Raw genomic sequence first — 12,419 nt, 5'->3', positions numbered from 1 at the left:
GGGGCAGCCAGCGTTATTCGCCCCTGCTGCAGCAGCCCGGCAGCCACGGATCGGTGGGTGTGACGCTGGACCGCGAGTTCTACCGGATGCGTGCGCCAGCGGTCACGCTCAATGGCCTGGACAACAGCCATGTGCCGGTGTCCTGGTTCTTCAAGGCGCAGACGGCGGATGTGAGCGCCTATCCGTTCGACCTGCAGGTCAACCGACTTCCTGCCATGCGCGCGGGCGAGGGAGACCTGCGTGCCCATGCCATCACCGCTGGGGTGGGCATGCAGCCCACCGAGCGCATCAACCTGTTTGCCTACGCCAACCAGTTCAGCATGCGCCTGCGCGGCCAGAACGTGCAGGAGACTTCGCTGGACGACACCGTCACCCAGGGCGCCCTGGGCATGGCCTACCGGTGGGGGCCGACGGAGCAAACCTGGATCAAGCTGGGCCGCAGCGTGGACAACCTGCAATTGCTGCGCTACCCCACGGCCTACATCGAGCCACCGTTCCTGACCGTCATGGGCGTGAGCAGCGCCCCGCGCAAGGACTTCAGCGACATTCAGCTGCGCCACACCGTGGACACCACCCCCGGCAGCCGCTGGAGCGTGACGCTGGAGCATGTGCGCGAGCGCCAGAACAACCTGCTGGCGGGCGAGGCCGCCGTGGTGGCTGACATTCCAAACGTGGGCCTGTACCGCGACTACCTCGTCCTGGCAGGCTACAACCGCATTGACCGCCGTTACACCGGCCTCACCCTGGCCACCACGCAACGCCTGGACCCGGCGCTGAGCCTGGACGCAGCCCTGGGGCTGCAGCAAATCCGCCACCGCGTGGACGGCCTCACGCAGAGCTACCTGGTGGGGCTGGATGCCCTGAGCGAAGACCAGGCCCGCCGCGCGGACACCGAGCGCGTGGTCACGCCGCGCCTGGGCGCGGTGTGGCAGCCTGCTGCGGGCGCCACGCTGCGCGTGGCCTATCAGGACTGGCTGCGGCCTCTCAGCGTCTCCACCCTTGCCAGCGTGGAGACCGCGGGCATCCCTGTCGAAGACCGCCTGGTGGAGGCTGGAGGGCGCCACAAACGCACAGTGGCACAGCTGGGCATGGAGGTGGGCGCCAACACCTTCGTGGGTCTGCGGGCCGACCACCTGCGGGTGAACAACCCCGGCACGATTGGTGTGGACCTGCGCACGCCCAGCCTGCCGTTCCTCGAAGAGATGCGCAACGCGCAGCTGGTCAACCTGTCCACCAGTGACCTGCTGGAGGACACGCCGAGTTTTGAGCGCGGCACGCTGCAGACCTTGGGTGGCACGGTCAACCACATGTTCAGCCGCCGCTGGTCGGGCTACGCCAAGTACCTGTACCAGCACAGTGAAAGCCGCATGCTCGACGGAGGTGCCGAGGTGGTGGGGCGCATTCCCTATATCCCGCGCCATACCGTGGCGCTGGGAGCCACCTGGGCCAGCGCGCAGCGCCTGTACCTGAGCGCGCGCGCGGTGTACCGCTCGGAGCGGTTTGAGGACAAGGAGAACCTCACGCGCCGTGCGCCGGGCTGGGGAGTGGACCTGATGGGCTTCTGGGAAACGCAGGACAAACGCTGGGTGGTGGGCGTTGCGGCCATGAACCTGTGGGCGCCCAAGTCCGACCGGCAAAAGACCCGCTATGTCCTGGATGCGCGCTATCGCTTCTGATCGGGCGGCGGTGCCGCACGCCCGGCAGCGCCAGCGGTGGCTCTCGCTGGCGGCGGGGGTGCTGGCGCTGCTGCTGGTGGGGGCCGCCACGCTCAGCCGCACCTGGCATGCGCTGGAGTTCAAGACCTTTGACGTGCTGACGGCGCTGGCGGCCCCCCACCGCACGCCCGTGCCGGTGGTGATTCTTGCGATCGACGAGCCGACGTTTCAGGAGCTGCAGCAGACCTGGCCGTTTCCGCGCAGCGTGCATGCGGCCCTGCTGGAGCGGCTGCGCGCAGACGGCGCCCTGGCCGTGGGGCTGGATATTGTTTTTGCCGACCCCACCACCGAGGCCGAAGACGCCGCTCTGGACCGCACGATGGCCCAGGTGGGGCAGGGCTTGCCCGTGGTGCTGGCCTCCACCCGCGAGAAGATCGACAGCGCCAATGCCGCGCTGTGGATGGACATCCAGCCGCTGCAGCGGTTTCTGGACGCTGGCGCTGATGCGGGCGATGCCGGGGTCGAGCCGGACGACGACTTCGTGGTGCGCCGCGCCCCCGTCGCGCGCGAAGGCTTTGCGCTACGGCTGGCCCAGCGCGTGACAGAGGCGCGCGGCCAGACCCCGGCGCTGCACCATTTCGACTGGATCGGCTACCGGGGCCCGCGCGGCACGTTTGACACGCGCTCGTACTACCAGGCGCTGGAGCCGGGGCTGCTGCCTGCAGGTTTCTTCAAGGGCAAGATCGTGCTGGTGGGGCGCTCGGCGCGCACCGCCACCGAGCTGGCGCACTCGCAGGCCGACCTGTTCAACTCGCCGTTTGGCACGGCGGGCGGTGAGCGGCTTTTCCCGGGGGTGGAGCTGCAGGCCACGCTGCTGGACAACTACCTCACCGGCGGCGGGCTGCGCAGCGTGTCGGACGCGTGGACCCTGGTGATCACCGTGCTGCTGCTGCCGGTGCTTTTGGGGGCGAGCCGGCGGCTGCACCCGGCGGGCGCGGCGGCGCTGACGGCGGCGCTGGTGGTGGCCATGGGAGCCGTGTCGTGGGGGCTGTTTGCCGGCCCGCGCCTGTGGTGGCCGCCGCTGTTGCCTGCGGCGGCGGCAGTCGCCATTTATGGAGCGGCTGCGCTGGTGGGCTATGCCGTGGTGCGCCAGCGCGCGCGCCAGACGCGGGCGATGTTTGCGCAGTACGTGCCGCCCGCCGTGGTCTCGCGCCTCATTGCGCAGCCCGAGCTGATGCGCCTGGGTGGCGAGGCGCGCGAGGTCACGCTCATGTTCACCGACCTGGCCAACTTCACCACGCTGTCCGAGCAGCTCAGTGCCGAGCAGACGGTGGAGGTGCTCACCGGCTACTTCAACGCCATGACGCCGATCGTGCACGCCACGGGCGGCACCGTGGACAAGTTCATTGGCGACGCGGTGATGGCCTTCTGGGGTGCGCCGCTGGACGACCCGCGGCATGCCGAACACGCCGTGGCCGCCGCCATCGCCATGCAGCAGGCCATGCAGGCGCTGGTGGCCGATCTGCGCGCGCGCGGACTGCCGCCCATCCACATGCGGATCGGGCTGCACACGGGGCGTGTGGTGGTGGGCAATGTGGGCTCGGACCAGCGCTTTTCATACACGGCCATTGGCGACGCGGTGAACCTGGCCGCGCGGCTGGAGGGCGCCAACAAGGCGTTTGGCACCGGCATCCTGCTGTCGGCCGCCACCGCAGCGCAGCTGCCGCCCACGGTGGCGTTGCGCGCGCTGGACGATGTGATCGTCAAGGGCAAGACCGAGCCCGTGCGCGTATTCACGCCGTGCGAGGATGCGGCGGTGCGTGATGCCAGCCTGGCCGCGTTGAACGCCTTCCATGCGCGTGACTGGGCCGGCGCCGAGGTGCAGCTGGAAATGGTGCTGGAACGGCTGCCCGGAGACCCGGCCGCTACCCGCCTGCTGGCGCGTGTGAATGAAGCGCGGGGGTTGCCTGCCGATGCGCCCTGGCAGGCCGCCGTGGCGCTCGACAAACTGTAAGAGCCTGTGGACCATCCCCCGCGACATCGTCACCAGGCTCTCTACATCCTTTGACATGTATTCACCGGGGATATGGATGCAGGTGCCATGATGGGGACTTCGCAACTTCATCAGGAAGGACCCTCTCCATGCAAGTACAAGTCAACACCGACGACTACATCCACGGCGGCGATTCGCTGGCGCGCTGGATCACGGACGAGTGCAAGAGCCGGCTGTCCCGCTTTCAGGACCATGTGACGCGGCTGGAGGTGTTCCTCACCGATCTGGATGCGGGCAAGTCCGGTGCCAATGACAAGCGCTGCCGCATCGAAGCGCGCGTCACGGGCCGCCAACCCATCACCGTGACTGATGAGGCCGACAAGATGGCCAACGCCTTCATCGGCGCGGCCGACAAGCTGGCCCGCGCCCTCGACACTGACCTGGGCCGTGTGAAGGACCGCAATGGCCGCGACACCATCCGTGTGGCCGCCGACGAACGGGATTGAAGTGAATTCGAAGTGAAATGGGCTTCTAGCGCATGATTTTCATGTGCTGGTAGCTATCAATTCAGGAGTAATGAAAAAGGCGCTGCAGCCTGAAGGTTGCAGCGCCTTTTTGTTGGGGTCGCCTACAGGTCGAGCACCAGCAGCTTGCTGCGCGCGCGGGAGCAGCAGGGCATGAACTGCTCGTTGGCCGCCTTTTCTTCGTCCGTCAGGTACATGTCGCGGTGGTCCACCTCGCCTTCCAGCACGCGCGTGAGGCAGGTGCCACACACGCCTTGTTCGCACGAGGTCAGGATGTCGATGCCCTCCTTGCGCAGCGCTTCCACCACCGACACATCGGGCGCAATCGGGTAGACCTTGCCCGTGCTGGCAATGCGCACCTCAAAACCCTGGTCGCCCGAGGTGTCCTGCGCCGGGGCGCCAAAGTATTCCAGGTGGATATGGTCCTGAGCCCAGCCCAGGGCCTTGGCGGTGGTCACCACATGGTCGATGAAGCCTGCCGGGCCACACACGTACAGACGCTTGTCGGGGCCGGGGGCTGCCAGCACGGCGGCGGTGTCCAGCTTCTGCTCGGGAGCGCCCGCATCAAAGTGAAAGTGGGCGTGGGGCGCAATGGCCGATGCGGCAATTTCGGCAGCAAACGCCGTGCGTTCGGCAGAGCGGGTGCAGTAGTGCAGCGCAAAGTCAGCGCCCGTGCGCGCCAGCCGGTCGGCCATGCACAGCAGTGGCGTCACACCAATGCCGCCCGCCAGCAGCAGCGTGCGCTGTGCAGGGTGCAGCGCAAAGTGGTTGCGCGGCGTGCTGATGGTGATCACATCGCCCTCGTGCACGCTATCGTGCATGGCGACGGAGCCGCCGCGCGATGCCGGGTCGCGCAACACGGCGATGCGGTAGCGGTGCGACTCGTGGGAGGCATTGCACAGCGAGTATTGGCGCACCAATCCGTTGGGAAGGTGCACATCGATGTGCGAGCCCGCGCTGAACGGCGGCAGTGCGGCGCCGTCCAGCCGCGCCAGCTCATAGCTGGCGGTGCCCTCGGCTTCGGCCTGCTTCTTGACGACGCGGACCTGCAGGGTCTCCTGCGCGGTCATGCGGCCACCGCCTGTGCTGCGGCAGGTGTGCGTTCTGCCGCCAGCAGGCGGTCCAGAATCTTGCGCGACTGCACGCCACCCGCATCGATGTTGAGCATGAGCAGCTTGCGGTCGGGGTAACGCAGCAGGTTCTCCTGCTGCAGCTCCAGCATCTGCTGGTCCTCCGCAAAGATCTTGCCCTGGCCGTCGCGGATCTGGGTGGTGAGCGACGGGTCTTGCGGCTTGAAGTTGCGCGCCATGCCCCAGAAGTAGTGGATCGACGTTTCGGTCTCGGGCGTGATGAAGTCCACCACGATGCTCGATGCCTTCTTGTCGGCCGGGGCGTTGTAGCCGCCGTTGCCGGCCAGGGCCACGCCCACCTCGATCAGCACATGGCTGGGGGGCGTGAAGTGGCAGATCTGCCAGCGGTCCACCAGCTGGTCGTCGGGCAGGCCGTTCATGCGCAGCGCCATCTTCCAGAACGGGGGGGCTTCAATGCCTTCCATGAAGCGGCTGGTGATCACCTCGTCGCCCTCCACGCGGGTCTTGCAGGGCACCTCGTCGATTTCCTTCTGGCCGATGCTGGTGGAGTGCACATAGGTCTCGTGCGTCAGGTCCATCAGGTTGTCGATCATCAGGCGGTAGTCGCAGGCGATGTGGTACAGCCCGCCGCCGTAAGCCCATTCAGGGTTGTTGGCCCAGGGCAGGTGGTGGATGGTGGCGGGGTCGGCCTTGTCGGCGTCGCCGGGCCACACCCAGATGAAGCCATAGCGCTCCACCACCGGAAAGCTGCGCGCCTTGGGGAACCCCTGCACGCGCTGGCCGGGCATGGACACCGACTTGCCCGTGCATTCCACCCGCAGGCCGTGGTAGCCGCACTGCAGGTGGCCTTCGCACACCGTGCCCAGCGACAGCGGGGCGCCCCGGTGGGGGCAGAAGTCATCCAGCGCGGCGACCTGGTCGGGCGCGGGGCGGTAGAACACGATCTTCTCGCCGCAGATGGTGCGGCCCAGGGGCTTGTCCGCGATCTCGTCGGGCGTGCAGGCTACGTACCAGGCGTTCTTGGGATACATGGTTGTCTCTCTCCGTGGGTGGATGGTGTCGTTGCAGGCTTGGTATACAGCCCGCTCGCAGATCGCAGGCTAGGTGGGGCGATTGTGCGAAAAAGGCGAGTTTATGTATACATAGTAAAGGCGTAAAGCAGCTATTGCACTCCGGTATATCTTCTAACTTGTTGTTTTGTAATGTGTTGAAGTGTTTTTGAGTGGATGTTGTTTTGGTTTGTGTATACATTGCGCTGACTGACTCTCTCACCTCGCTGGTCGTATCGCTCCCTATCGCCATGAACCCTCCCGAACCCCTGACCATTGCTCTACCGGCCGAGGCCGCCGAGGCAGGTACCTCGCAGGCCGTCAAGGCGCAATTGCGCCTGCGCGAGATGATCCTGGCGGGCGAGCTGCCCGGCGGCGCCCGCATTGCCGAGCTGACCCTCGTCGAGAAGCTGGGGGTGTCGCGCACGCCCATTCGCGCCGCGCTGATGCGGCTGGAGCAGGAGGGCCTGCTGCACCGCCTGCCCGGTGGCGGCTACGCCGTGCGCACGTTCTCTGAAACCGATGTGGCCGACGCCATTGAACTGCGCGGCACCATGGAAGGGTTGGCCGCGCGCCTGGCGGCCGAGCGGGGCGTGGCCCCCGCCCTGCTGGCCGAGGCCCACGCCTGCCTGGACGCCATCGATAGTGCCCTGGCCCCGCCCACGCTGGATGACGAAGGTTTTTCGCGCTATGTGGAGTTGAATGCAAGGTTTCACCTGCTGCTCAGCCGCATGGTGGGCAGCGATGTGGTGGCGCGGGAGCTGGACCGCGTCAAGGGCCTGCCGTTTGCGTCGCCCTCTGCGTTTGTGGTGGTGCAGACGCATTCGGCCCAGGCGCGCGACATGCTGGTGGTGGCGCAAGACCAGCACCGCCAGGCGCTCGATGCCATCGAGCGGCGCGAGGGTGCACGGGCCGAGGCCATCCTGCGAGAGCACTCGCGCATAACCCGGCGCAACCTGCTGGCGGCGGTGCAGGCGTCGCAGGTGCAGGGCTTGCCCGGTGTACAGCTGATCCGCGAGCGGGCATAACGGCCGGTGCAGGCGTCCGGGGCTCCTTGGGTTATTGCATTTGGCGATACCTGAATGCTTGAATTTGCGCTTGTGAAATAACCCAGCCCACGCCAAACTCCCGCCAGCATTTTCTGTATACAACGACTTTCCACAGGAGACAACGATGCAAAAACGCCACCTTCTTCGTGCCTCGGCTGCCGCCGCCATCGCGCTGTCCACCGGCCTGACCGTGCTGCCCGCCGTGGCGCAGGACAACGTGTTCAAGATCGGCCTGGTTCTGCCCATGACCGGCCAGCAAGCCACCACCGGCCGGCAGATCGAAGCCGCGGCGCGCCTGTACATGGCCCAGAACGGCGACCTGGTGGGTGGCAAGAAGGTGCAGCTCATCATCAAGGACGACACCAGTCTTCCTGATGTGACCCGCCGCCTGGCCCAGGAGCTGGTCGTCAACGAAAAGGTCAACGTGCTCGCCGGCATGGGCATCACGCCCTCGGCCATGGCCACCGCCCCGCTGGCCACGCAGTCCAAGACCCCCCTGGTGGTGATGGCTGCCGCCACGTCCAGCATCACCGAGGCCTCGCCCTATGTGGTGCGTACCAGCTTCACGCTGCCGCAAGTGTCGGTGGCCCTGGCCGACTGGGCACCCAAGAACGGCATCAAGAAGGTCGTGACCCTGGTGAGCGACTACGGCCCCGGCATCGACGCCGAAAAGTTCTTCAACCAGCGCCTCACGTTCAACGGCGGCCAGGTGACCGAAGCCCTGCGCGTGCCGCTGCGCAACCCCGACTTCGCTCCCTTCCTGCAGAAGGTGCGCGACGCCAAACCCGACGCGCTGTTTGTCTTTGTGCCCTCGGGCGCGGGCGCTGCGGTGATGAAGCAGTTCCTGGAGCGCGGCATGGACAAGGCCGGCATCAAGCTCATCGGCACCGGCGACGTGACGGACGACGATCAACTCAACGACATGGGCGACGGCGCGCTGGGCGTGGTCACCTCGCACCACTACTCGGCTGCGCACCCCTCGCCCATGAACAAGAAGTTCGTGGAAGCCTTCGAGAAGGCCAACAAGGGCCTGCGTCCCAACTTCATGGCCGTGGGTGGCTATGACGGCATGCGCGTGATCTATGAAGCGCTCAAGACCACCAAGGGTGCCGGCGGCGGTGACGCCCTGCTGGCCGCCATGAAGGGCCAGATCTTCGAAAGCCCGCGCGGCAAGGTGTTCATCGATGCGCAGACCCGCGACATCGTGCAGGACGTGTACCTGCGCAAGGTGGAGCGCGTGAACGGCCAGCTGTACAACGTGGAGTTCGACGTGATCAAGGACGTCAAGGACCCCGGCAAGACTAAATAAGCCCCCCTGAGCCGCGACCCGCTCGGTGTGTCCGCCAGATGCGGCCACTCTTCGTTGCCGTCCAAGCCTGCGCAGGCAGGCTCGGAGCCGCGGCACTCAGCCCCCAAGGGGGGCGCCGCCAGCGCGGCGGGGCGACCCTTGCGCGGCGGCCGCTGGTCTGGGCCGCGCCAGTATTTACGGGCAGGCTCCCTCTCGATCCGTTCGGGCTGAGCCTGTCGAAACCGGGGGGCGCAGGTTGAACGTCCGGCTTTGGTGATTCGTCGCACTTCCACAGCCCTGAGCAGGGTGGTGCACTTTTGTCTTCAATGAAGTGATTTCATGCTGACCATTCTTTTCGACGGCGTTGCCTACGGCATGCTGCTGTTCATCCTGGCAGTCGGCCTGGCCGTGACCATGGGGCTGATGAACTTCATCAACCTCGCGCACGGGGCCTTTGCCATGGCGGGGGGCTACATCACCGTGCTGCTCATGCAGCGGCTGGATGTGCCCTTCCTCGTCTGCCTGCCCATCGCCTTTGTCGGTACGGCCGTGCTGGGCGGCGTGCTGGAGCGCACGCTGTACCGCCCGCTGTACCACAAGGCCCACCTGGACCAGGTGCTGTTCTCCATTGGCCTGGTGTTCATGGCCGTGGCCAGCGTGGACTACTTTGTGGGCTCCACGCAGCAGATCATGCAGCTGCCTGAATGGCTCAAGGGCCGTACCGAGATCGGCAGCGGTGCATTCACCCTGGGCATGGGGCACTACCGCCTGTTCATCATCGCGGTGTGCGCTGCGCTCACCGTGGGCCTGCAGTATGTGCTCACCAAAACCCGCTTCGGCAGCCGCCTGCGCGCCAGTGTGGACGACCAGCGCGTGGCAGCTGGCATGGGCATCAACGTGAACATCGTGTTTTTGTCCACCTTCGCTTTCGGGTCCGGCCTCGCTGGCCTGGGCGGTGCGCTGGGCGCGGAGGTGCTGGGTCTCGACCCGAGCTTCCCGCTCAAGTTCATGATCTACTTTTTGATCGTGGTGGCGGTCGGCGGCACCTCGTCCATCACCGGCCCGCTGCTGGCCGCGCTGCTGCTCGGCATTGCCGACGTGGCAGGCAAGTACTACATCCCCAAGCTGGGCGCCTTCATTGTGTACAGCCTCATGATCCTGATTCTCATCTGGCGCCCCCAGGGCCTCTTTGTGCGCAAGGGGGGCAAGTGATGTCGAACCTGCAAAACACCTTGCTGCAGGCCCGGCGCTTTCGCTGGTGGGAGCCCGTGCTGTGGCTGCTGGCCTTTGCCGCGCCGCTGGCGCTGCCGAGCCATGCGCTCATCATCAACGAGATCGCCATCGTGGCGCTGTTCGCGATTTCGCTGGACCTCATCCTGGGCTACACCGGCATCGTCTCGCTGGGCCACGCGGCTTTCTTCGGGCTGGGCGGCTACGCGGCCGCGCTGTTTGCCAAGCATGTGATGCCCGACCCGCTGGTGGGCCTGGCCGTGGGCATTGGCGCGGCCACCGTGCTGGGCGCCGTGGCGTCGCTCACCATCATGCGCGGCACCGATCTCACCCGCCTCATGGTCACGCTGGGCGTGGGACTGGTGATGCTGGAGCTGGCCAACAAGCTCGACTGGCTGACCGGTGGCGCCGACGGCCTGCAGGGCGTGATGATGGGGCCGGTGCTTGGCCAGTTCGAGTTTGACCTGTACGGCCGCACGGCCGCGTGGTATTCGCTCACCGTGCTGCTGGTGTTCTTCCTCATCGCGCGCCGCATCGTGCAGTCGCCTTTTGGTGCCACGCTCAAGGCCATCCGCGACAACCGGCTGCGCGCCATGGCCATCGGTATCCCCGTGACGGCCAAGCTGGCGCAGGTGTACACGCTGGCCGCTGCGCTGGCCGGTGCTGCGGGCGCACTGCTCACGCAGACCACGGGCTTTGCCTCGCTCGACCTGTTCGAGTTCCACCGCTCGGCCGACGTGATGCTGATTCTGGTGATCGGCGGCGTGGGCTGGCTGTATGGCGGCATCCTGGGCGCCATTGGCTTCAAGCTGCTGCAGGACGTGATCTCGTCCATCACACCGCAGTACTGGACCTTCTGGGTGGGCTTGTTCCTGGTGGTGCTGGTACTGGTCGGGCGCGACCGTCTCTTCCGCCCCTGGACCTGGTTTGGCGCCGGTCGCAAGGCCGGGGTTGCCTCCAAAGCGGGAGGCCATTGATATGAACACGACAACCTCCACCACCGTGCTGTCGGCCAAGGGCTTGGTCAAGCGTTTTGGCGGCATCACGGCCACCAACAACGTCACGCTGAACCTGCAAAAGGGTGCGCGCCATGCGCTCATTGGCCCCAATGGCGCGGGCAAGACCACGCTCATCAACCTGCTGACTGGCGTGCTGGAGCCCACCGAAGGCTTCATCACCCTCGAAGGCCAGGACATCACGCGCCTGGCGCCGCACCAGCGTGTGCAGCGCGGCATGGTGCGCACCTTCCAGATCAACCAGTTGTTCGACACGCTCACGCCGCTGGAGACACTGGCGCTCACCGTGTCGCAGCACCAGGGCCTGGGCGGCAAGTGGTGGCAACCGCTGGGGGCGCGCAAGGCGGTCACCGAGCGCTGCGAGCAATTGCTGGAGCAGTTCCACCTGACCTCCGTCATGGCCGAGGAAACGCGCGTGCTGGCCTACGGCAAGCGCCGCCTGCTGGAGATTGCGATTGCGCTGGCCTGCCAGCCGCGCGTGTTGCTGCTCGACGAACCCGTGGCCGGTGTGCCCGCCGGCGAGCGCGAGGAGCTGCTGCAGACCGTGGCGGCCCTGCCCGCCGATGTCTCGGTGCTGTTGATCGAACACGATATGGACCTGGTTTTCAGCTTTGCCAACCGCATGACGGTGCTGGTCAACGGCACGGTGCTCACCGAGGGCGACCCGGACACGATTGCCAATGACCCGCAGGTGAAGGCGGTGTACCTCGGTCACGGGGAGGATGCGCATGTCTAAGACAGAACTCCTGCGCATCGAGGGCCTGAGCGCAGGCTACGGCGAGGCCGTGGTGCTGCAAGGCATTTCGCTGGCCCTGCCCGAAGGCGACACGCTGGCCCTGCTGGGGCGCAACGGCACGGGCAAGACCACGCTCATCAACACGTTGGCCGGGGCCACGCGCCAGCATGCGGGCACGGTGAGCCTGGGCGGTGTGGCGCTGCACAAGCTGCCCCCGCACGAACGCGCGGCGGCCGGCATCGGCTGGGTGCCGCAAGAGCGCAACATCTTCAAGTCGCTCACGGTGCACGAGAACCTCACGGCCGTGGCGCGCCCGGGCCGCAAAGGATCGACCGCACGGCCGTGGACGCCCGAGCGCGTGTACGAAATGTTCCCGCGCCTGGCCGAGCGCAAGACCAACCTGGGCACGCAGCTTTCCGGTGGCGAGCAGCAGATGCTGGCCGTGGGCCGCGCGCTGGTGCTCAACCCGCGCCTGCTGCTGCTGGATGAGCCGCTCGAAGGCCTCGCGCCCATCATCGTGGAAGAGCTGCTGCGCGCCATCCGCCGCATCACGCGCGAAGAGGGCCTGTCGGCCATCATCGTGGAGCAGCATCCGCAGGCCATCCTGGCCATCTCGGACCACGCCGCCGTGCTGGACCGGGGCACCGTGGTGCACACCGGTAGCGCTGCCGAGCTGAGCGCCCAGCCTGACCTGCTGGACCGCCTGCTGGGCGTGGCACGGTAGCGCGCGCCATGCAAGCCGTGCACCGCAGAACCCTTCTGGCCTGGCTGGCAGCGTCGTTCGGCGG

At 66.7% G+C, this 12,419-nt stretch carries 10 protein-coding genes and 1 pseudogene; 9 read left to right on the top strand and 2 right to left on the bottom strand.

From position 1 onward, the window contains the following. The 3 genes from DBR23_RS08320 to DBR23_RS08310 form a co-directional block, all read left to right on the top strand. Nucleotides 1–1,676 (top strand): TonB-dependent receptor domain-containing protein (locus DBR23_RS08320; protein WP_146191281.1); only part of this gene is annotated, 1,676 nt, incomplete at its 5' end. Further along, complete coding sequence (locus DBR23_RS08315; RefSeq protein ID WP_108497917.1) at nt 1,648–3,669, top strand: adenylate/guanylate cyclase domain-containing protein; 2,022 nt, start codon at nt 1,648–1,650, stop codon at nt 3,667–3,669. The genes DBR23_RS08320 and DBR23_RS08315, both read left to right, overlap by 29 nt. A 128-nt stretch (nt 3,670–3,797) precedes the next feature. Then, on the top strand, nt 3,798–4,154 hold the full coding sequence (locus DBR23_RS08310; RefSeq protein ID WP_108497916.1) for an HPF/RaiA family ribosome-associated protein: 357 nt from the start codon (nt 3,798–3,800) through the stop codon (nt 4,152–4,154). Between the two features lie 122 nt (nt 4,155–4,276). On the opposite strand, the gene DBR23_RS08305 is transcribed toward DBR23_RS08310, so the two are convergent. Both DBR23_RS08305 and DBR23_RS08300 read right to left on the bottom strand, forming a co-directional pair. Next, nucleotides 4,277–5,242, bottom strand: a complete 966-nt coding sequence (locus tag DBR23_RS08305) for a PDR/VanB family oxidoreductase (RefSeq protein ID WP_108497915.1) — start codon at nt 5,240–5,242, stop codon at nt 4,277–4,279. Further along, complete coding sequence (locus tag DBR23_RS08300) at nt 5,239–6,294, bottom strand: aromatic ring-hydroxylating dioxygenase subunit alpha (RefSeq protein ID WP_108497914.1); 1,056 nt, start codon at nt 6,292–6,294, stop codon at nt 5,239–5,241. Before DBR23_RS08300 ends, DBR23_RS08305 begins: the two co-directional genes overlap by 4 nt. A 269-nt stretch (nt 6,295–6,563) precedes the next feature. Between DBR23_RS08300 and DBR23_RS08295 the strand changes: the two genes are divergently transcribed. The 6 genes and pseudogenes from DBR23_RS08295 to DBR23_RS08265 all read left to right on the top strand — a co-directional run bounded on the left by DBR23_RS08295 (nt 6,564) and on the right by DBR23_RS08265 (nt 12,355). Next, nucleotides 6,564–7,340 (top strand): GntR family transcriptional regulator, encoded by a 777-nt coding sequence (locus tag DBR23_RS08295; RefSeq protein ID WP_056742974.1) that lies wholly within the window; start codon nt 6,564–6,566, stop codon nt 7,338–7,340. A gap of 142 nt (nt 7,341–7,482) precedes the next feature. Continuing rightward, nucleotides 7,483–8,670 (top strand): annotated as a pseudogene (locus DBR23_RS08290) (ABC transporter substrate-binding protein); the annotation flags it as partial. Between the two features lie 318 nt (nt 8,671–8,988). Beyond that, nucleotides 8,989–9,861 carry a branched-chain amino acid ABC transporter permease gene (locus tag DBR23_RS08280; protein WP_108497911.1) on the top strand — a complete coding sequence of 291 codons (873 nt, stop codon included), beginning with the start codon at nt 8,989–8,991 and terminating at the stop codon, nt 9,859–9,861. Then, a complete protein-coding gene (locus DBR23_RS08275; protein WP_056742977.1) occupies nt 9,861–10,856 on the top strand; it encodes a branched-chain amino acid ABC transporter permease in 996 nt (331 codons plus the stop codon). The genes DBR23_RS08280 and DBR23_RS08275 overlap by 1 nt, the downstream gene beginning before the upstream one ends. Nucleotide 10,857: 1 nt before the next feature. After that, nucleotides 10,858–11,631 (top strand): ABC transporter ATP-binding protein, encoded by a 774-nt coding sequence (locus tag DBR23_RS08270; RefSeq protein ID WP_108497910.1) that lies wholly within the window; start codon nt 10,858–10,860, stop codon nt 11,629–11,631. After that, a complete protein-coding gene (locus DBR23_RS08265) occupies nt 11,624–12,355 on the top strand; it encodes an ABC transporter ATP-binding protein (protein WP_108497918.1) in 732 nt (243 codons plus the stop codon). The genes DBR23_RS08270 and DBR23_RS08265 overlap by 8 nt, the downstream gene beginning before the upstream one ends. Nucleotides 12,356–12,419 lie beyond the last annotated feature (64 nt).

The sequence above is a fragment of the Acidovorax sp. HMWF018 genome, from assembly GCF_003061035.1.
GTDB classification, from domain to species: Bacteria; Pseudomonadota; Gammaproteobacteria; order Burkholderiales; family Burkholderiaceae_C; genus Acidovorax; species Acidovorax delafieldii.
Note: the sequence above shows the minus strand (reverse complement) of the source record. Positions and strands in the feature narration are given on the sequence as shown.

Excerpts from the sequence above, each read along its gene's own strand:
- DBR23_RS08315 (WP_108497917.1), top strand. The coding sequence starts at position 1,648 with ATGTCCTGGATGCGCGCTATCGCTTCTGATCGGGCGGCGGTGCCGCAC.
- DBR23_RS08310 (WP_108497916.1), top strand. The coding sequence starts at position 3,798 with ATGCAAGTACAAGTCAACACCGACGACTACATCCACGGCGGCGATTCG.
- DBR23_RS08305 (WP_108497915.1), bottom strand. The coding sequence starts at position 5,242 with ATGACCGCGCAGGAGACCCTGCAGGTCCGCGTCGTCAAGAAGCAGGCC.
- DBR23_RS08300 (WP_108497914.1), bottom strand. The coding sequence starts at position 6,294 with ATGTATCCCAAGAACGCCTGGTACGTAGCCTGCACGCCCGACGAGATC.
- DBR23_RS08295 (WP_056742974.1), top strand. The coding sequence starts at position 6,564 with ATGAACCCTCCCGAACCCCTGACCATTGCTCTACCGGCCGAGGCCGCC.
- DBR23_RS08280 (WP_108497911.1), top strand. The coding sequence starts at position 8,989 with ATGCTGACCATTCTTTTCGACGGCGTTGCCTACGGCATGCTGCTGTTC.
- DBR23_RS08275 (WP_056742977.1), top strand. The coding sequence starts at position 9,861 with ATGTCGAACCTGCAAAACACCTTGCTGCAGGCCCGGCGCTTTCGCTGG.
- DBR23_RS08270 (WP_108497910.1), top strand. The coding sequence starts at position 10,858 with ATGAACACGACAACCTCCACCACCGTGCTGTCGGCCAAGGGCTTGGTC.
- DBR23_RS08265 (WP_108497918.1), top strand. The coding sequence starts at position 11,624 with ATGTCTAAGACAGAACTCCTGCGCATCGAGGGCCTGAGCGCAGGCTAC.